The organism is Arthrobacter sp. TJ-254, assembly GCF_058269175.1.
On the sequence record NZ_JBZCNF010000001.1, the window covers coordinates 876,675 to 894,801 of the forward strand.

At 68.2% G+C, this 18,127-nt stretch carries 18 protein-coding genes; 9 read left to right on the forward strand and 9 right to left on the reverse strand.

Annotated features, from left to right (window positions below):
- Positions 1-85: 85 nt before the first annotated feature.
- A complete protein-coding gene (locus tag AC4D14_RS04200) occupies positions 86-1,183 on the reverse strand; it encodes an alanine racemase (protein ID WP_490900311.1) in 1,098 nt (365 codons plus the stop codon).
- A 102-nt stretch (positions 1,184-1,285) separates the two neighbouring features.
- Here AC4D14_RS04200 and pepN point away from each other — a divergent pair, with 102 nt between their 5' ends.
- Positions 1,286-3,895 (forward strand): aminopeptidase N, encoded by a 2,610-nt coding sequence (gene pepN, locus AC4D14_RS04205; RefSeq protein ID WP_490900312.1) that lies wholly within the window; start codon positions 1,286-1,288, stop codon positions 3,893-3,895.
- Here the strand turns inward: pepN and lplAB are convergent.
- The 5 genes from lplAB to AC4D14_RS04230 form a co-directional block, all read right to left on the reverse strand.
- Positions 3,880-4,959, reverse strand: coding sequence for a lipoate-protein ligase LplAB (gene lplAB, locus AC4D14_RS04210; RefSeq protein WP_490900313.1), 1,080 nt, complete (start codon positions 4,957-4,959; stop codon positions 3,880-3,882). The two genes, pepN and lplAB, sit on opposite strands and share 16 nt — an antisense overlap.
- 101 nt (positions 4,960-5,060) lie before the next feature.
- Positions 5,061-5,315, reverse strand: coding sequence for a type B 50S ribosomal protein L31 (locus tag AC4D14_RS04215; RefSeq protein WP_490900314.1), 255 nt, complete (start codon positions 5,313-5,315; stop codon positions 5,061-5,063).
- A gap of 82 nt (positions 5,316-5,397) precedes the next feature.
- Entirely contained in the window at positions 5,398-6,393 is a 996-nt protein-coding gene (locus AC4D14_RS04220) for a hypothetical protein (protein ID WP_490900315.1), read from the reverse strand.
- 69 nt (positions 6,394-6,462) lie between these two features.
- A complete protein-coding gene (locus tag AC4D14_RS04225; protein ID WP_490900316.1) occupies positions 6,463-7,275 on the reverse strand; it encodes a TrmH family RNA methyltransferase in 813 nt (270 codons plus the stop codon).
- Positions 7,276-7,329: 54 nt separating this feature from the next.
- Positions 7,330-8,118, reverse strand: coding sequence for an ABC transporter ATP-binding protein (locus AC4D14_RS04230; protein WP_490900317.1), 789 nt, complete (start codon positions 8,116-8,118; stop codon positions 7,330-7,332).
- A gap of 114 nt (positions 8,119-8,232) precedes the next feature.
- Here AC4D14_RS04230 and serB point away from each other — a divergent pair, with 114 nt between their 5' ends.
- The gene (gene serB, locus AC4D14_RS04235) at positions 8,233-9,135 is read left to right on the forward strand and encodes a phosphoserine phosphatase SerB (protein WP_490900318.1); all 903 of its coding nucleotides are present in this window, start codon (positions 8,233-8,235) and stop codon (positions 9,133-9,135) included.
- A 105-nt stretch (positions 9,136-9,240) separates the two neighbouring features.
- Positions 9,241-10,746 (forward strand): MFS transporter, encoded by a 1,506-nt coding sequence (locus tag AC4D14_RS04240; protein WP_490900319.1) that lies wholly within the window; start codon positions 9,241-9,243, stop codon positions 10,744-10,746.
- Between the two features lie 110 nt (positions 10,747-10,856).
- On the opposite strand, the gene AC4D14_RS04245 is transcribed toward AC4D14_RS04240, so the two are convergent.
- Both AC4D14_RS04245 and AC4D14_RS04250 read right to left on the reverse strand, forming a co-directional pair.
- Positions 10,857-11,606: an SDR family oxidoreductase gene (locus tag AC4D14_RS04245; protein WP_490900320.1), complete on the reverse strand. Its 750-nt coding sequence runs from the start codon at positions 11,604-11,606 to the stop codon at positions 10,857-10,859.
- Positions 11,607-11,703: 97 nt separating this feature from the next.
- The gene (locus AC4D14_RS04250) at positions 11,704-12,441 is read right to left on the reverse strand and encodes a beta-ketoacyl-ACP reductase (protein WP_490900321.1); all 738 of its coding nucleotides are present in this window, start codon (positions 12,439-12,441) and stop codon (positions 11,704-11,706) included.
- 138 nt (positions 12,442-12,579) lie between these two features.
- Here AC4D14_RS04250 and AC4D14_RS04255 point away from each other — a divergent pair, with 138 nt between their 5' ends.
- The 3 genes from AC4D14_RS04255 (at position 12,580) to AC4D14_RS04265 (ending at position 14,240) form a co-directional block, all read left to right on the forward strand.
- Positions 12,580-13,023, forward strand: coding sequence for a DUF3099 domain-containing protein (locus AC4D14_RS04255; RefSeq protein WP_490900322.1), 444 nt, complete (start codon positions 12,580-12,582; stop codon positions 13,021-13,023).
- 131 nt (positions 13,024-13,154) lie between these two features.
- On the forward strand, positions 13,155-13,370 hold the full coding sequence (locus tag AC4D14_RS04260; RefSeq protein ID WP_490900489.1) for an acetone carboxylase: 216 nt from the start codon (positions 13,155-13,157) through the stop codon (positions 13,368-13,370).
- Positions 13,371-14,240, forward strand: coding sequence for an SURF1 family cytochrome oxidase biogenesis protein (locus AC4D14_RS04265; RefSeq protein ID WP_490900323.1), 870 nt, complete (start codon positions 13,371-13,373; stop codon positions 14,238-14,240).
- A gap of 61 nt (positions 14,241-14,301) precedes the next feature.
- Here the strand turns inward: AC4D14_RS04265 and AC4D14_RS04270 are convergent, their stop codons facing one another.
- Positions 14,302-15,900, reverse strand: coding sequence for an ABC-F family ATP-binding cassette domain-containing protein (locus AC4D14_RS04270; RefSeq protein ID WP_490900324.1), 1,599 nt, complete (start codon positions 15,898-15,900; stop codon positions 14,302-14,304).
- A 178-nt stretch (positions 15,901-16,078) separates the two neighbouring features.
- On the opposite strand from AC4D14_RS04270, the gene AC4D14_RS04275 reads away from it, so the two are divergent.
- Genes AC4D14_RS04275 through AC4D14_RS04285 form a run of 3 tightly spaced genes read left to right on the forward strand, consistent with a single transcriptional unit; the run spans position 16,079 to position 18,095 of the window.
- A complete protein-coding gene (locus AC4D14_RS04275) occupies positions 16,079-16,753 on the forward strand; it encodes a biotin transporter BioY (protein ID WP_490900325.1) in 675 nt (224 codons plus the stop codon).
- On the forward strand, positions 16,750-17,445 hold the full coding sequence (locus AC4D14_RS04280; protein WP_490900326.1) for an energy-coupling factor ABC transporter ATP-binding protein: 696 nt from the start codon (positions 16,750-16,752) through the stop codon (positions 17,443-17,445). Before AC4D14_RS04275 ends, AC4D14_RS04280 begins: the two co-directional genes overlap by 4 nt.
- On the forward strand, positions 17,442-18,095 hold the full coding sequence (locus AC4D14_RS04285) for an energy-coupling factor transporter transmembrane component T family protein (RefSeq protein ID WP_490900327.1): 654 nt from the start codon (positions 17,442-17,444) through the stop codon (positions 18,093-18,095). Before AC4D14_RS04280 ends, AC4D14_RS04285 begins: the two co-directional genes overlap by 4 nt.
- The last annotated feature ends 32 nt before the right edge of the window (positions 18,096-18,127 follow it).

Genomic DNA, 18,127 nt, shown 5'->3' on the forward strand with positions numbered 1-18,127 from the left:
AGCGCCGCCGTCAAGAAGTCCCGTGCGCCTTCCGCCACCCACTCCCCTAGGCTTTCCCGGGCCGGTTTGTTGAAGCGCCGGTGGATCAGCTGTTGCGCCCGCGGGCGGCGACCGACCAGCGTCCGACCACCGCGCCACCGCTGACGACCTCCACCTCGTCCACGAGGTTCATCGTGAGGCACACATGGTTCGGGACCACGCGCAGCCGGCGGCCCCGCGCCGGAAGCTCCTTCCCTTCCGGCCATTGAACCGTTGCGTGGTGCTCCGACAGCGCGGAGATCCGCGCCTCCGGGTGATCCAGCAGGCGACCGTAGCCCGTGGCCCAGGCCGCCCTGTCGCTGCCGAGGACCTTGCTTCCGGTATCGAGGAGGAAGCGGCCGGGCTCTCCCCGCGTGCCCTTGTGGTGGCTGACCACCGTGCCGGCCACCGTCAGCGCTATGTCCTCCGGCGCACAGTCCCCCAGTTCCCACTGCTGCGCGTCGCCGAACACGTAGACGCCGGGGCGGAGTTCGGTGACTGCCGTCCCTCCCTGCAGGGTGGCGGTCGGCGTCGACCCGCCGCTGACGTCGACAATGGCGAAGCCGGCAGCGCGCAGCGCCCCGGCCGCCTGCATCAGCGCCGCATTCTCCTCACGCACCGCGGCGGCCGGCATGCCGGGAGCGTAGCTGTGGCCGGGGAACGTGAAGATTCCGGTGACCTCGAGCCCGGCCGCGGCCGCGGCGGATGCGACGGCCAGCGCATCGCCGGGGTCGACGCCGGTGCGGTGGTGGCCGCTGTCGATCTCGACGCGCACTGCAACTCCGCCTGCGTCCCGGCCGAGGTTCCGGCCCAGAACGAGCGCGCTTTCGGCCGAGTCGATCCCAACGGTGACGCGGGTGGTTTCCGCGAGCCTGCGCAGGCGGTCGGCCTGCCGCCGGTCCACCCACAGCGGATAACCGATGAAGATGTCCTCTACACCGTGTGCGGCGAAGACCTCGGCTTCACCGATGGTCGCCACGGTCAGCCCTGCCGCCCCTGCGGCAAGCTGGCGGGCGGCTATTTCCGGAACCTTGTGGGTCTTCGCGTGTGGGCGGAGCGCCACTCCCCGGGCGCGGGTGGCAGCGCTCATTGCGGCGATGTTCCTCTCGAGCACGTCGACGTCGATCATCACCGCCGCGGGGGCGATCTCTTCGGGGATATTCATGCGCTGAGCCTCCAACCCGACATCCGTCGATTCTGCCACCCCATGGAGGCGGGGGCCCGTACGGCGTCCGGCGGGGCGGGCCGCACGTGATTGAATAACCGGGTGCCAAACGAAAATCTGCGCCGGGACGAAGCCGCCGAGCGGTCAAGCCACATCCGGGTTGAAAGCTATGCCGTCACCCTCGACCTCGGCGGCGCGGAGGACGCATCGGTCACCGGGTTCCCCAGCGAGTCGCTCATCGAGTTCAGCTGCTCCAAGCCGGGAATGTCGACCTTCCTCGACTTCGTTCACGACGGCGTCGAAACAGTTCTGCTCAACGGGGACCCCCTCGACCCGGCGGCTGCCGTCGACGGCGCGCGCATCCATCTGCCACACCTGTCGGAGCACAACACGGTACTGGTGCGCGGCACCGCCAGCTACAGCCGCAGCGGCGAGGGAATGCACCGCTTCGTCGACCCCGCCGACGGGCTCACCTACCTCTACACCCAGTACGAGCCGGCCGATGCCCGGCGGGTGTTTGCCAACTTCGAGCAGCCGGACCTGAAGGCCTCATTCTCCTTCACCGTGCTCGCCCCCGAGGCCTGGACCGTCGCCTCGAACGCGGTTGCCTCCGCCGCCGCGGAGCCCGCCGGAAACGGAACGCTCCGGTGGCGCTTCGCCCCCACCGAGCGCATCTCCACCTACATCACGACGGTCCTCGCCGGCCCCTACCACTATGTGGAGGACGCCTGGTCGCTTCCGGCGGCCAGTGACGGCGGCCGTCTTGAGATTCCACTGGGGCTGTACTGCCGCCGCTCCCTCGCGCCGTCCTTTGACCACGAGGCGATCTTCGACGTCACCAGGAAGGGCCTCGCCTTCTTCCACGACCTCTTCGACTACCCGTATCCGTTCGGCAAGTACGACCAGGCGTTCGTCCCCGAATACAACCTCGGCGCGATGGAGAACCCGGGGCTTGTCACGTTCACCGAGAACTACGTCTTCCGCTCCGCTGCAACCGCCGCACAGTACGAGGCCCGCGCCAACACGATCATGCATGAGATGGCCCACATGTGGTTCGGCGACCTCGTCACGATGACCTGGTGGGACGACCTGTGGCTCAAGGAATCGTTCGCGGACTTCATGGGGACGCTCGCCGTCGCCGAAGCCACCCAGTGGAAGAGCTCGTGGGTCAGCTTCGCGAACAAGCGCAAGGCCTGGGCCTACGTACAGGACCAGCTGCCCACCACCCACCCGATCGTGGCCGACATCGCCGACCTCGAAGCCGCGAAACAGAACTTCGACGGCATCACCTACGCCAAGGGCGCCTCGGTGCTCAAGCAGCTCGTCGCCTACGCCGGCTTCGATGCCTTCACCCGGGCCGCCCGGAACTACTTCCGCGCCCACGCCTTCGGCAACACCACCCTCGCGGACCTGCTGCATGAGCTCAGCGCCGCCTCCGGGCAGGACATGACGGCGTGGGCACGTTCCTGGCTGCAGACCTCGGGTGTTCCGGCGTTGAGCGCCGAGGTCGACGTCGACGGGAGCGGGCACTACACCTCCGTCTCCATCCGGCAGGACGCCCTCGACCCGGCCACCGGCAGCGAAGAACCGCGGCCGCACTCGATCCGGGTCGGCTTCTACTCGTTCGGCCCGGACGGGCAGCTGGCCCGCACCAGCGCCCACGAGGTGCAGCTTGCAGGTGCCAGCACAGTGCTTCCGGAGCTGGCGGGGATGAAGCAGCCGGACCTTCTGCTCGTCAATGACGACGACCTGACGTACGCGAAGCTTCGATTCGACGCCCGCTCGCTTTCAACGCTCCTGGCATCGGTGGAGCGGATCACCGATCCGCTCGCACGGGCCGTGTGCCTCTCGGCGCTGTGGTCGAGCACCCGCGACGCCGACCTGAGCTCGCAGGACTACCTTGCGGCGGTGGAACTCGCGGCACCCGCCGAGACGGGGGTCGGGGTGCTGCAGGTGCTGCTGCAGAACGCGTCGACGGCTGTGGAGCGGTACACCCGGCCGGTGGCACGCCCCGGCTTGCGCGAGCGGTATGCCCGACTGCTTGAGGCCGGCCTGCGCGCCGCTGAGGATGGCTCGGACATCCAGCTGGTCTGGGCGCGGGCATTGGCGGTGTGCGGCCGCACGAGTGTGTCGGCCGCCAAGACGGTCCGCGGCATGTTCGACGGGTCCGCCCCGGTGCCCGGGCTGGCCCTCGATGCGGAGCTGCGGTGGCTGCTCCTCTCCGCGCTGGCCGCGCAGAACCTGGCGGGCGTCGACGAGCTTGAGGCCGAGCTTGCCCGCGACAACACGGCCTCGGGAAAGGTCGCGTTCACCCTGGCGTGCGCGGCCGTGCCCGACGCCGCGGTGAAGGAGCTGGCGTGGCGGGAGGCCTTCTCCGGCACCCGCCTCTCGAACGAACTGCTCAGCGCGACCATCGACGGGTTCTCCGTGGGCGGCGCCGAGCTCACCTCCCCGTTCACGGCCCGCTACTTCGACGGCATCCGCGACATCTGGTCGGCTCGGGGAATCGAGATGGCCACCCGGGTGGTGCGCGGGCTCTACCCCGGCAGCCAGGACCTCGACGGCGAGCCCCTGCGGCATCCGGTGGTGGAGCGCACCGACGCCTGGCTGGAAGCCAACACCGACGCTCCGGCGGCCCTGCGGCGCATCATCGTCGAGGAGCGCGACCAGCTGGTGCGCTCCCTCACGGCGCAGGCCTACGGCACCCGCTGAAGCCAGTCCTCCGTGCCGAACTTGGTCTCGACGAGTTCGCCGGCTCGCCGGAGGTCCTCGGCCGAAAGCACCGCATCCGTAGCTCCGTAGCGCTGCCGGAACGTGTCGATCAGGACGGCGATGATGTCCTCCCGGCTCAGCCCCGTCTGCCGGCGCAGCGGGTCGACGCGTTTCTTGGCGCTCTTCGTCCCCTTGTCCGACAGCTTCTCCTTGCCGATCCGCAACACCTCAAGCATCTTGTCGGCGTCGATGTCGTAGCTCATCGTGACGTGGTGGAGCATTCCCCCGTTCGCGAGCCGTTTCTGGGCGGCGCCGCCGATCTTGCCGAGGTCCGTAGCGATGTCGTTGAGGGGCTGGTACCAGGCGGTGATGCCCATCGTCCTGAGGGCCTCCATCACCCAGTCGTCCAGGAAGGGATAGGAGTCGGCGAAGCTCATCCCGTCAACGAGGGTCTGCGGCACATAGAGGGAGTAGGTGATGGCGTTTCCGTGCTCCATGAACATCGCACCTCCCCCGCTGATGCGGCGGACCACCGTGACGCCGTGGCGCTCCACACCCTCTGGATCGACCTCATTGCGCAGCGACTGGAAGCTGCCGATGACCACCGAGGGAGATTCCCATTCCCAGAAGCGCAGCGTCGGGTTGCGGGTGCCTGCGCCGACGTCGTGGGTCAGCACCTCATCCATGGCGACGTGCATGGCCGTGCTCAGCGGGGTCGGGGCGATGATCTCCCAGGCGTGGTCTGAGAAACCCGTGGCGCGGCCGAGGGCGCGCCGCACGGCTGTCGCTATGGCTTCGGGCGAGAATCCGAAGAGCTGCACCGACGGGTCGAGACCCCTGCGCACCGCCTCCGCGAGGTCTCCAGCGCCCGTATCTGCGGGAAGGCCCTCAAGTGCGGCGTTGATATCGGCGAGGGCCTCATCCGGTTCAAGGAAGAAGTCACCGTTCACCGACACCCCGGAGAGGCGCCCATCACGCACCTCGAGGTCAACGGCCGTGAGCTTGCCTCCCGGGGTCTTGTATTCGCCGTGGAGGCGTCGCGGGCTGCCGGTGCTGGGGGTCATGTTCGTCTTCCTGGGGAGCCGGGCTTTAAGCGAGTGAAGCCACGCCGCAGATGGGGCGTGGCTTCACTGGAAAGCAGAGGAACTGGGCGGTGCGCCCGGAATTACTTCTTGCCGAAGCCCTTGAAGCGGGCGTTGAAGCGCTCGACGCGTCCGGCGGAGTCCATGATCCGCTGCTTGCCCGTGTAGAAGGGGTGCGACTCGGAGGAGATTTCCACCTCGATCAGAGGGTACGTGTTTCCATCCTCCCACTCGACGGTCTTGTTCGAACCGGCCGTCGACTTCGTCAGGAACGACTTGTCCGAAGCGAGGTCGCGGAAAACTACGGTTTGGTACTTGGGGTGGATATCAGACTTCACAGGAATACCTTCTCTGGTTGCCTGGATTTTGCCAGGCACGGGTGATTGAAAGTTAGGGCGGTCCGGGGACCAGCTATCCATCCTATCGTAAACCGGGCAGCTCCGCTAAAGGGGGCTGCGGTATGTCCACGGGCGCGCCCCACTGCGTGTACCGGGCGGAGAGCGTGGTCTGGATTTCGTTCTGGGAGCCCTGGAGGAACAGTTCGGCAGGGCGGAAAAGATCGTCGAGCCACAGCTGGAACGAGGTCATCCGCACGCCCTGGAGTTCGGGACCTTGGGCGGCCGTGAGGCGGGTGTAGAGCATGCCCTCCCGGTCCGATGCGTAGTCGACCGAGAATTCGGCTGAACCGGACAGCAATGCCCTCAGGGCGGCCGGATCGGATGTGGCCGATGCCGCTTCAACGAGGACGGCGGCGTACCGTTCCTCCGGTCCGCCAGCGGGGTTGGCGGGTGCCCCGCCCTCCGCGGTGAGCAGGAACCCGGAGCCTCCGGTGACGAGGATCCGCACCCCGTACTGCTCGTTCACCAGGTCGAGTCCGAAGTCTGGCGCGGTGCGGACCTCGGCCTCGTGCGTGCCTGCGGGCAGCCCGGTGGCATCGGTGGAGAGCACCTGGCGTGCCGTTTTGCCTTCGCGCATGGCCGCCTCGACACACGCGCCGGCCCGCTCCCCCGGCACGCGCTTGAGCCGTTGCGGGGCGAGCAGCTCCCTGCAGGCCGCCTGCACCTCCCGCACCATCTGCTGCTGGCTCTGGGACAGCTTCACCGTGGGACCAGGCTCGGCCGGGGCCGTTCCGGCTTTGGGGTCCGCCGAAGGCTTTGCCCCGGCGGTTGGCGCCGGTGGGCCACCGGGCGTCGTCGGGCCGGGAGCTGTGGAGGGCGGGGCCGGGGTCGGTGGGGCATTTGCGGGCGGTGCGGATCCGAGGGCGGCGGAACTCGCCGATGGCCGGGCCGATTCCTCGAGTTGGCTTGCCAGCCGGCCGCAGCCTCCCAGCACCAGGGCAACGCTGACCGACACCGCGGCTACGGGCAGAAAGGCCTTCCTCGTGCGCGGTGGGCCGTGCCCCGTCCGGACCGTCACGCTCCCAGTGTTTCACCGTTGCCCGGGACCAGCCAGAGCGGGCTGCACAACGGGTGGACCGTCGCGCGGCTAGGGTATGCGGTACCTGCATTCCCAGAAAGCAACGGCCGCCGCCGCCGCGACATTGAGCGAATCGACGCCGGCATGCATGGGAATCCTGAGGGACAGGTCTGCGGCCGCCACAGCTTCCTCCGACAGCCCTTCACCCTCGGTGCCGAGCAGCAGCGCGAGCCGTTCAAGGCCGGCCGCCCCGATCTCCTGGACCGGCCGGGAGCCGGGACCGAGCGCCAGCGCGGCGACGGTGAACCCGGCACCCCTGAGGGTCCCGAGCTGGGCGGGCCACTCGCTCAGGCGTGCCCATGGAACCTGGAACACGCTGCCCATGCTCACTCGGATCGCCCTGCGGTACAGCGGATCCGCGCAGCGCGGGCTGATCAGGACGGCGTCGACGCCGAGGGCGGCAGCGGAGCGGAAAATCGCCCCCAGATTGGTGTGGTCAACCACGTCCTCAAGCACTGCGACCCTGCGCGCCCCGGCGAGGACCGCTTCGACGGTTCTGGGAGCCGGGCGGTGCATTGCGGCAAGTGCCCCCCGGTGCAGGTGGAAACCGGTGATCTGCTCAAGCGTCGCCTCGCTGCCGAGGAAGGCGGGGACATCCGGGAAACGGTCCAGGACGTCCCCGAGTTCGGGAAGCCACTTTTCGGTGAGGAGAAAGGAGCGCGGCACATGTCCGGCGTCAACGGCCCGGCGGAGCACCTTCGAACTCTCGGCAATGTAAAGGCCCTCCGCCGGCTCGCGGCGCCGGCGGAGCTGGGTGTCGGTGAGGTTGGCATAGTCGGCGGCCCGGGGATCGCCGGGGCCTTCGAGGTGGATCAGAGTCATGAACCGGCGTCCGGGGCCGGGACACGGCAAATCCTGCTGGGCATGCCGCAGTGCCTAGTTTGTGCGCGCGACCGCGCTGTAGCGGCCGTCGGTCTGGCTGAGCCTCAGGGGCAGGTCGAATGCCTCGCTGAGGTTCGCTTCGGTGAGCACGTCGCCCAGCGGCCCTGCTGCAACCACGGCGCCGTCGCGCATCAGCAGCGCGTGGGTGAAGCCCGGCGGCACCTCTTCGAGGTGGTGGGTGACGAGGACGATGGCGGGCGAGTCCTCGTCCTGTGCCAGCTCCGTGAGCCGCTGGATGAGGTCTTCGCGTCCGGCAAGGTCGAGGCCCGCGGCGGGCTCGTCGAGCAGCAGCAGTTCGGGGTCGGTCATCAGTGCCCTGGCGATCTGCACCCGCTTGCGCTCCCCCTCGCTGAGTGAAGCGAACGGACGGTTGATGAACGTCGACATCCCCCAGGCGTGAAGGAGCTGGAACGCCCGGCGCTCGTCCAGCCTCTCGTACTGCTCGCGCCAGCGTCCGGTCACACCATAGGAGGCGGTGACGACGACGTTCAGCACGGTTTCGTGCTCAGGAATCTGGGTGGCAAGTGCGGCGGAGGCGAGGCCGATCCGGGGGCGCAGTTCGAATACGTCAACCGCGCCGAGAACCTCGTCGAGGATTCCTGCAACGCCCGTGGTCGGATGCAGGCGCGCTCCGGCTATCTGCAGGAGCGTTGTTTTCCCGGCGCCGTTAGGCCCCATGATCACCCAGCGTTCGCCTTCCCTGACCTGCCAATCGACGCTGTCCAACAGCGTCTTGCCTCCTCGGATGAGGCTCACCCCGGCCAATTCAAGAACGTCACTCATAGCACTAGACACTAGGCTAATACCCGGGCAGTTGGCGAAATCCGCACCGCCGCCCGGCCCCGCCCGGAGGGCCCGCCCGCATCGGACGGGCACCCTGCATCCCCTGGAGGTTCAATGACCGCGCCGTTCCGAGTCGTCAGCTACGGTTCCGGTGATTCCGAAGCCGCCTTCGACGCTGTCAAGGAGGCCGTCCGGTCCGCCGGAGGGCGCATCTCAGCGGTCGACGACGGCGGCGACTCCCGGTACCGGGTCCAGGCGCTGACGGTTGAGTATTCGGGCCCGGTCGGGGACCTGCGTGCGGCACTGCCCGGAGCGGGCAGTGCCGCAGCCGGCGCCCCGGCGCGACCGGTGGGAACCGCCGTTGTGCCGGCTGCGGTATTCGGTCCGGGCACCAAGCTCCTCGTGCTCGATGTCGATTCGACCCTGATCAAGCAGGAGGTCATCGAACTGCTCGCCGCCTTTGCCGGCCGCGAGGCCGAGGTGGCCGCCGTCACCGAGGCCGCGATGCGGGGTGAGCTCGACTTCGCCCAAAGCCTTCATGCACGCGTCGCCGCCCTCGCGGGACTGCCCGAGGCGGTCATCGACAAGGTCGGCGCCCAGATCGACTTGAGCGAGGGTGCCGCCGTGATGGCGGAGGCGTTCCTCGGAGCCGGCCATCGGGTGGCGGTGGTTTCCGGCGGGTTCAGCCAACTCCTCGACCCGTTGGCGGCTCGCCTGCGGCTGACGCACGCGAAGGCCAACCTGTTGGAGATCCGCGACGGGATCCTCACCGGCCGGGTGTCGGGCCCGGTTGTCGACCGTGCGGAGAAGGAGCGATGCCTGCGCCGCTGGGCCGAGGAGGCAGGGATACCGCTCGAGCGGACCATCGCCGTCGGCGACGGCGCGAACGACCTCGACATGCTCGGAGCCGCCGGCCTGGGAGTGGCCTTCAACGCAAAGCCCGCCGTCAGGGCCGCCGCGGATGCCGCCATCGACCTGCCGTATCTCGACGTCGTTCGGCATTTCGCCGGAATCTGAGCCGGATCCGGCGCGGCCCCTCCCCTGACGGGCCCCGCACGAGCCTCCGCGGGCGGGTCCGGCCGGGCGGCGACAGTGTCGGTGCCCGTCAGTACACTGGAACGCATGACCGGGCAGGAACCGGCCCCCTCCAGGGCCGCTGCGGATCCCCACGCTGGCGCGGGCCCCTCCGAGGGCGCGACCACCGCCTCCACGCCGATCGAGGGCGGCGGTGCATCGGGTCCGGCCGACAGCGGCGCCATCGACACGTCCGTGCGCAGTCCGGCAGAGCGGTCCCGCACCTTCACCGGCATCCTCGTGAACACCGGCCTTGCCAACATCACAACCAGCTATCTGTGGTTCGCCCTGACGTTCTGGGTGTACCTGCAGACGCGCAACGTGATCGCCACAGGGGTGGTCGGCGGCGCCTACATGCTGTTGATCGCACTCTCCAGCATCAGCTTCGGCACCTACGTTGACCGCTACCGCAAGCTGTCCGTGATGCGCTTCGCCGCCGCCTTCACCCTTGGAATGTTCCTGCTCGCCGGGGTCATGTTCGTGCTGACACCGACGGCCTCGCTGCTGGACCTGACCCGGCCGTGGTTCTGGATCTTCACCCTGATCATCCTGATCGGCGCTGTGGTGGAGAACATGCGCAACATCGCGCTTTCCACCACGGTCACCATCCTCATCGAGCCGGAGCGGCGGGCCAACGCCAACGGGCTGGTGGGCATGGTTCAGGGACTGATGTTCATCGTCACCTCTGTGCTCTCCGGGCTGTCGGTCGGGCTGCTGGGCATGGGCTGGACGATCGTCCTCGCCATCGTGCTCACGGCACTGGCCTTCGCCCACCTGCTCACGCTGCGCATGCCCGAGGAGGTGCGCGCGGCCGCCACCGACGCGCACGGCGGATTCGACCTGCGCGGCTCACTGGCCGCCGTGCTGGCCGTCACGGGGCTGTTCGCGCTCATCCTGTTCTCCACGTTCAACAACTTCGTCGGCGGGGTCTACCTGGCGTTGATGGATCCCTACGGGCTGGAGCTGTTCCCCGTTGAGCTCTGGGGAACGTACTTCGCGGTCGGCGCCACCGGGTTCATCGTGGGCGGTGCGCTGATCGGCAGGTTCGGACTAGGGTCAAACCCGCTGCGCACGATGCTCTTCGCCGTGATCCTGATGGGCATCCTCGGTGCGGTGTTCACGCTGCGGGAGTGGGCGTGGCTTTACATCGTCGGGATCTGGCTCTATCTGGTCCTCGTGCCCTTTGTTGAAGCCGCCGAGCAGACGGTCATCCAGCGGGTTGTGCCCCTGAACCGGCAGGGCCGGGTGTTCGGATTCGCCATGGCGTTCGAGTCCGCGGCCGCGCCGATCACGGCGTTCCTCATCGCGCCGATCGCCCAGTTCTGGATCATCCCCTACGCTCGGTCCGAGGAGGGCGCCGCCCGGCTGGCCCCGCTGCTGGGCGAGGGCACCTCGCGCGGCATCGCTCTGGTGTTCCTGGTGGCCGGAATCATTCTGATTCTTGCCGCGCTGCTGGCCTTCCTGACCCCGGTCTACCGCCGCATCTCGGCGTCGTATGCGCAGACCGCGGCCGAGGCGTCCGACGCCGAAACCGCGGCATCCGACACCCGCTGATCAGCGGGACCGCGGTCGGCCGCACGCGGCCTGTGATCCACACAAACGCAACAGGCCCGCTCCCGGAACTCCGGGAGCGGGCCTGTGCGGTGGAGGTGCGGCGGAAGCGGTCAGCCCTGCGGCACGAAGCCGCGGGCTCCCCCGACCAGTTCGGTGTGGCCGGTCGGCACGTCGGCGGTGACCATCTTCACGATTTCGGCTGCGAACTCCGCAACCGAGTAGAGCTTGCCGGCCTCGCTGCGCCGGGCCTCGATCGCGCCGGGAGCCGCGCGGTCGAGCAGGGTGGCCGTCACGGTTCCTTCGATCATGTCGCCGGAGACGACGACGAGGCGAATGCCCTTGTCCTCGAGCATCGGAATGAGCTCCCGCAGGGCGTCCTCACCGGCGCGCTTGCTGCGGGCCACCGGCTCGTAGGCGTCCATTGTGGGCACCGTATCGATGAAGTGCGCCTGGTGGCTCGTCACGAAGACAACGCGGGAACCGGCGGGCATGACTTCGGCGGCGGCCTTGAGCATATTGACCTGGGCGTCGCGGTTCAGTTTGAGCGCGTAGTCTTCGCCGACCCCGCTCTCCATGCCGCCCGAAGCGTTGAGGACCAGCAGGCCGAGTCCGCCGAAGTTGCTCACCGCCGCGTCGACGAGGGCCTCCGGGCCTTCGGGCGTTGTGAGGTCCGCGCCGACGGCTACCGCCCGGCCACCCGCGGCCTCGATGCCTGCAACCACCTTGTTCGCCCGTGGCGCCTTCTGCCGGTAGTTGACCACAACCGATGCGCCTTCCGCGGCCAGCAGCTGGGCCACATCGGCCCCGATGCCCCGTGATGACCCGGTGACGATTGCTCCAATGCCGTCCAAAGCACCCATGAATACTCCTTCTTCGCGCGGGTGATGCCCGCGTATCGTGTCTTCGCGTGATCGGTGCGGCGGCAGCGGGTGCTGCAGCCGAATGCTGGTTCGGGGACTAGTGACCCATGCCGAGGCCGCCGTCGACCGGGATGACGGCACCGGAGATGTAGCCGGCCTCCTCGCTGGCGACCCACCGGACAACCTTCGCCACCTCGTCCGGAGCGGCAAAGCGGCCGGCGGGAATCGTGGCGAGGTAGCTCTTGCGTGTTTCCTCGGGAAGTTCCGCGGTCATGTCGGTATCGATGAAGCCCGGCGCGACGACGTTGGCTGTGATCCCCCGCGAGCCGAGCTCCCGGGTCAGGGAGCGGGCGATCCCGATCAGCCCCGACTTCGACGCGGAGTAGTTGATCTGCCCCGGCGCACCGTACAGGCCCGTGACCGAGGAAATCAGCACGACACGGCCGCGGCGGAGCCGGATCATGCCCTTCGACGCCCGTTTGACGACACGGAAGGCCCCGCTGAGGTTCGTGTCGATGACATCGGTGAAGTCGGTCTCGCTCATCCGCAGGAGCAGGGTGTCGCGGGTGATGCCTGCGTTGGCGACAAGCACCTCAACAGGGCCGTGCGCCGCCTCGACCTCCTTGAACGCCGCGTCGATCTGCTCCTCGCTCGTCACATCCGCCTTGACCCCCAGGAGCCCCTCGGGCACGTCGCCGCTGCGGTAGGTGATCGCCACCTTGTCCCCGTTGGCAAGGAAAGCCTTTGCGATGGCAAGCCCGATTCCCCGGTTGCCGCCCGTGACCAGGACGCTGCGCGCGGGCCTGTCTTCATCGCCGAGATTTGTTGCCTGCACAGGGATCCTTTGCTTTCGGGTACGCGTTGTTATTAAACGAACTATGTCAAAGTGTCCCGTCGATCCTAGCCGCGAGGTGGCCAACTTTAACAACGGACGCTCGGGTGAGACAATGGATTGGGCCCTTTTTGGAGTGTGATGAGTAAGCAGACAAGGCAGCGAAGGCGCGACACCGACGTCCACAGCATTTCCGACGCCCGCGAATCCCACACAGACGAGATGCGGTCGCGGATGATCAAGTACTCAATCTCCATGGGGGTACGGCTTGTCTGCCTTATCCTCGTCTTCTTCGTTGAGGGCTGGATGATGTGGGTCGTGATCGCTGGCGCCGTCGTCCTTCCCTATTTCGCAGTGATCCTCGCCAATGGCGGCAGCGACGTAAGCAACATCCAGCACAGCGACGCCCTTGTCGACCACGTCCCCCTGCGCGAAATCGAGCAGTCGGCTCCCGCTGCGGAGCCTGAACCCTCCGACGAAATCCTGGCCGGTGAGCTGGTTGAGGACGACGAATCAGACCAGCCGGAGCAGCAGAGGGGCGACGGTTTCCCCTTCGACGGCCGCTCCACGGGGTCGGCAGCGTGAGCGGCCCGGGCTTCAGCATCTTTGACCACCTCCCCGGCAGCCAGAACCAGGATCCCCAAAACCAAGGCGGCCAGAACCCAAACCGCCAGGACCGGGCGGCAGGCCGTGGTGCCGGCGGACCGGCCGACGCGGTGTGCTCGCGGAAGGGCTGCAGGGAAGCAGCCCAGTGGCAACTGTTGTGGAACAACCCGAAGATCCACACCCCCGAGCGGCGGAAGGTCTGGGCTGCCTGCAGCGCCCATGTTCAGTGGCTTGAGGACTACCTCAAGCTCAGGGGACTTCATAAGGAGACGGTGGCGCTGGCACCGGAGCGGTCGGAAACGTCGGCACCGGGCGGAGCGGCATAGATGAAGCGGTACAGATTCCTGGTTTCCCCGCGCTGGCTCGGCTGGTTCGCCCTCGTCCTCGTGCTCGCCGCAGCCTGCGGTGCGCTGGGCAAGTGGCAGCTCGACCGCCGGGACAGGGTGGTGGCGACTATCGAGCGCATCGAGTCCAACTTCGAGCGCAGCCCGGCGGACTACGCAGCCGGTGCGAACGACTTCGCAACGTTCACCCCCGACCGGGAATGGACTCCCGTTCGGTTCACGGGTGTCTACGAGACGGCTGATCAGCTGATCGTGCGCAACCGCCCCTTCAACGGCCAGCCCGGCTACGAGGTGCTGACGCCGCTGCGGCTCGACGACGGTACCGCGGTGATTATTGACCGCGGCTGGCTGCCGATCGGCAACGACCGCGCGGGCCGGCCCGACACCGTTCCCGCTCCACCATCCGGGCGGGTGGAGGTTGTCGCACGGGTGCGCCCTGCGGAACCGGCGGTTGACCGCGGGGCTCCGGAGGGACAGACGGCATCGATCGACCTCGACGGGTACGCCGCCCGGCTCGGCTATCCGCTCCAGACCGGCGCGTACGGACAGCTGGACCAGGAAACACCGGCCCCCGCGCAGTCACCGCTGGCTTTCCCGAAACCTTCGATCGATGAGGGCCCGCACCTTTCCTATTCCCTGCAGTGGTTCGCCTTTGGGGTGCTGCTGTTCGTCGGCTTCGGATACGCGGCCCGGCAGCAGGCGGTCGTCGACGCCGAGGAGGCCGAGGCCGCCGAAGGCCCCGCCAGCGGTACTCCCCCGGAGGGGCCGCAGCGGACGCGCGCAACGAGGCAGCGAAGGCCAACGGCGGAGGAAGAGGAAGACGCACTCCTTGACGCTCAGGGTCTGCAGTGACCCGGCCCGTTCCGCCCGAAGGCGGGACGGGAGGCACGCGGTCAGGCCAGCGTCACCAGGGTCAGGCCAGCGTCACCAAATCCAGGTAGTCCTCGTTCCAGAGATCCTCGACGCCGTCGGGCAGGAGCACGACCCGCTCGGGCTTGAGCGCCTCGACGGCACCCTCATCGTGGCTGACCATGACGACCGCCCCGGTGTAGTTCGCCAGGGCGCCGAGGATTTCGGCACGGCTGGCCGGGTCGAGGTTGTTCGTCGGTTCGTCGAGCAGCAGCACGTTCGCCGACGACGCGACGATCGTCGCAAGCGCGAGGCGGGTCTTCTCTCCACCGGAGAGCACTCCTGCAGGCTTTTCGACGTCGTCGCCTGAGAACAGGAACGACCCGAGGATGCCGCGCACCTCGGCGTCCTTCATGTCGGGGGCGGCGCTCTTCATGTTTTCAAGGACGGTGCGCTCGGTGTCGAGGGTCTCGTGCTCCTGGGCGTAGTAGCCCACCTTGAGGCCGTGGCCCGGGATGACGCGTCCGGTGTCCGGGGTGTCAACCCCGGCGAGCATCCGCAGCAGCGTGGTCTTCCCGGCGCCGTTGAGGCCGAGGATGACCACCTTCGAACCGCGGTCGATCGCGAGGTCGACATCGGTGAAGATTTCGAGGGAACCGAACGACTTGCTCAGCCCCTCGGCCGTCATCGGTGTCTTGCCCGAAGGGGCCGGATCGGGGAAACGCAGGGCGGCGACGCGGTCGCTCGCGCGGACGGCGTCGAGGCCGCCCAGCAGGCGTTCGGCGCGCTTGGCCATGTTCTGGGCTGCGACCGCCTTCGTGGCCTTCGCCCGCATCTTGTTGGCCTGGTCCATGAGGACCTGCGCCTTCTTCTCGGCGTTGGCCCGCTCGCGCTTCCGCGCCCGCTCGTCGGTCTCGCGCTGCTGCAGATACCGCTTCCAGCCCATGTTGTAGATGTCGATGGTCGCGCGGTTGGCGTCGAGGTGGAAGACCTTATTGACCGTCGCCTCAAGGAGGTCGACGTCGTGGCTGATCACGATCAGGCCGCCCTGGTGGTTGCGCAGGAATTCGCGGAGCCAGGTGATCGAATCGGCGTCGAGGTGGTTGGTCGGTTCGTCAAGGAGCATCGTCTCCGCCCCGGAATACAGGATGCGGGCGAGCTCCACGCGGCGGCGCTGGCCGCCGGAGAGGGTGCGCAGCGGCTGGTTCAGGATGCGCTCCGGCAGGGCGAGGTTCGAGGAAATGGCCGCGGCTTCGGCCTCGGCGGCATACCCGCCGCCGGCAAGGAATTCCGCCTCGATGCGGTCATAGCGGTTCATCGCCTTGGCGCGCACGGCGGTGTCCTCGCTGGCCATGTCCTCCTGCGCCTGGCGGAGGTTGCGGACGACAGTGTCAAGGTTGCGCGCGGACAGGATGCGGTCGCGTGCGAGCTGGTCCATGTTCGGCGTGCGGGGGTCCTGCGGGAGGTAGCCGATCTCCCCGTTCCTGCTGACGCTGCCACCGGCCGGGAGGGACTCCCCCGCCAGCACCCGCGTCATCGTGGTCTTGCCGGCGCCGTTGCGACCCACAAGGCCGATCTTGTCCCCACGGTCAATGCGGAAAGACACCGACTCCATCAGCAGCCGGGCTCCTGCACGCAGCTCCAAGTTCGATACGGTAATCAATGCCGTGGCCTTTCCTTGCCCTGCGCATGCACAGGGCGTTCTTTTGTGAGAACCCTACAAAGGTTTCTATGGTGTCCGGCGCTATTGTCGGATGAGGGCGGCACCGAGTTGTCGATGGGCTCCAGATCCGGCCCGTTTCCGGGCGCGGCCTGTGTCGGACACTTCCAGGAAGAGAACAATGAATCGATCGAACCGAAAGTTCCCACGCCCGGTCGGAGAGCCCCGCCGGCGCGTCCGGGAGCGGTGGACTTCCACCGACCTGTCGCTGATTGCGGTCTTCGCCGCGCTCATTGCCGCCCTTGCCATCGTACCCGGAATCCCGGTAGGCGCGCTCGGGGTGCCCATCACCCTGCAGACGCTCGGCGTGATGCTCGCAGGGATCGTCCTGGGACCCGGCAGGGGCGGAGCCGCCGTCGGGCTGTACCTCCTTGCGGGTCTGGCCGGCCTTCCGGTGTTCAGCGGCTTCCGCAGCGGCCTGGGCGTCCTCGCCGGACCGTCCGCCGGCTACCTCATCGCCTTCCCCCTCGCAGCGATGCTCGCAGGCTTCCTGGCCGCCGTGCTCCTCAGGAGGGTCCGACGGTTCCGTGTCGGTGCACTCTTCCTTGCCTGCTTCGCCTCGAGCCTGCTGCTCATCCACCCGCTCGGAATCGCCGGACTGGTGATCAACGGCGGACTGCAGGTCCGCGACGCCATCGTGCTCGACGCCGCCTTCCTGCCGGGAGACGTGATCAAGAACATCCTCGCGGCAGGCATCGCGCTGGCCGTGCACCGCGCGTTCCCGGCACTGCTCCGCCGGGACCCCCTTGGAAGCCGCGTCGGTGAGCCCGCCGGAGGAACACCTCAGTCTCCATGATCGTCTTCACCGAGGCATCAGTCGCCTCGCCTGCCGACGAGGACGGCGGCAGCCGGACCATTCTCCATCCGCTCTCCCTCGAGCTGCGCGAGCGCCGCATTTCCGTCATCGGCGCCAACGGATCCGGCAAGTCCACCCTGCTGAAGCTGATCAACGGCCTCGCCGTGCCCACCTCCGGGCGGGTAACCGTCGGCGGCCTCGACACGGTGCGGCGGGGCCGCGAGGTGCGCCGGAATGTCGGATTCGTCTTCACCGATCCGCTGTCGCAGCTGGTGATGCCCACCGGGCGTGAGGACGTGGAGCTCTCCCTGCGCAGCCGGATCCGCAGGCCAGACGAACGCCGGGCCGCGGGAATGCGGGTCCTTGAGGCGTACGGCATCGGCCATCTCGCCGACCGGTCGATCTACGACCTCTCCGGCGGTGAACGCCAGCTGCTGGCCATCGCCGTTGTGGCCGCAGTGGATCCCGGGATCCTGATCGCCGACGAGCCCACGACCCTGCTCGACCTCCGCAACGAGCACCTCATCCGGTCGGTGATCGGCGGGCTCCCACAGCAGGTGATCTTCACAACGCACAACCTGGCCTTCGCCCAGGACAGCGAACGTACCCTGGTGCTCGACGACGGGCATGTTGTTTTCGACGGAGCGCCCGGGGCCGCCGTACGGTTCTACCGGGAGCTGTGCGTCCCGTGAGGGGTCATGGTCAGCTCCTGGGGATGTACGTTCCCGGCAGCTCGCTGCTCCACCGGACCCCGCTGTGGATTAAGGCCCTGCTCTGCGTGGGACTCAGCACGGCCGTCCTCGTCGCCCGTCAGCCGGTGTGGACGGCGGCGGGACTGGCCCTGATGCTGATCCTGCTGACCATCGGCGCCCGTCTTTCACTCCGGCGGGTGGTGGGGGTGGTGCTGCCGCTGCTGCCGGTGCTCGGCCTCCTCGCCGTCTACTCGTGGTTCAGCCGGGGACCCGAGGCGGCTTTCGTGGTGCCGGGGAGCATCGCCGTGTGCGTCCTCGCCGCCCGGCTCCTCACTGTCACGACGCCCGGCCAGGAACTCCTCGACGGGCTTGTGTACCTTGTCCGGCCGCTGCGGCGCGTCGGCGCCGACCCCGAGCGGTTCGCCCTCGCCCTGTCGATCATGGTGCGGAGCATCCCCTACCTTGTGGGCTCGCTGTCGGACCTCCGTGATGCAGCCAAGGCCCGGGGCCTGCAGCGCAGCCCGCGTGCCGTGGTCATCCCCGTTGTCGTCAATGCGGTCGCCTACGCCCAGGCGACCGGGCAAGCACTGGCCGCGCGCGGGCTCGGCGAGCACCAGGAGACGGACGGGGAGCCTCAGCAGGGCCCCTGACGCTCGAACCAACACTCCACGACGCACAGAAG

What these genes read in the sequence shown, in the direction of transcription:
- AC4D14_RS04275 (WP_490900325.1), top strand. Translation starts at nt 16,079, where the DNA reads ATGAATCGATCGAACCGAAAGTTCCCACGCCCGGTCGGAGAGCCCCGC.
- AC4D14_RS04225 (WP_490900316.1), bottom strand. Translation starts at nt 7,275, where the DNA reads ATGACTCTGATCCACCTCGAAGGCCCCGGCGATCCCCGGGCCGCCGAC.
- AC4D14_RS04200 (WP_490900311.1), bottom strand. Translation starts at nt 1,183, where the DNA reads ATGAATATCCCCGAAGAGATCGCCCCCGCGGCGGTGATGATCGACGTC.
- AC4D14_RS04265 (WP_490900323.1), top strand. Translation starts at nt 13,371, where the DNA reads ATGAAGCGGTACAGATTCCTGGTTTCCCCGCGCTGGCTCGGCTGGTTC.
- AC4D14_RS04240 (WP_490900319.1), top strand. Translation starts at nt 9,241, where the DNA reads ATGACCGGGCAGGAACCGGCCCCCTCCAGGGCCGCTGCGGATCCCCAC.
- AC4D14_RS04230 (WP_490900317.1), bottom strand. Translation starts at nt 8,118, where the DNA reads ATGAGTGACGTTCTTGAATTGGCCGGGGTGAGCCTCATCCGAGGAGGC.
- AC4D14_RS04245 (WP_490900320.1), bottom strand. Translation starts at nt 11,606, where the DNA reads ATGGGTGCTTTGGACGGCATTGGAGCAATCGTCACCGGGTCATCACGG.
- serB (WP_490900318.1), top strand. Translation starts at nt 8,233, where the DNA reads ATGACCGCGCCGTTCCGAGTCGTCAGCTACGGTTCCGGTGATTCCGAA.
- lplAB (WP_490900313.1), bottom strand. Translation starts at nt 4,959, where the DNA reads ATGACCCCCAGCACCGGCAGCCCGCGACGCCTCCACGGCGAATACAAG.
- AC4D14_RS04255 (WP_490900322.1), top strand. Translation starts at nt 12,580, where the DNA reads ATGAGTAAGCAGACAAGGCAGCGAAGGCGCGACACCGACGTCCACAGC.
- AC4D14_RS04280 (WP_490900326.1), top strand. Translation starts at nt 16,750, where the DNA reads ATGATCGTCTTCACCGAGGCATCAGTCGCCTCGCCTGCCGACGAGGAC.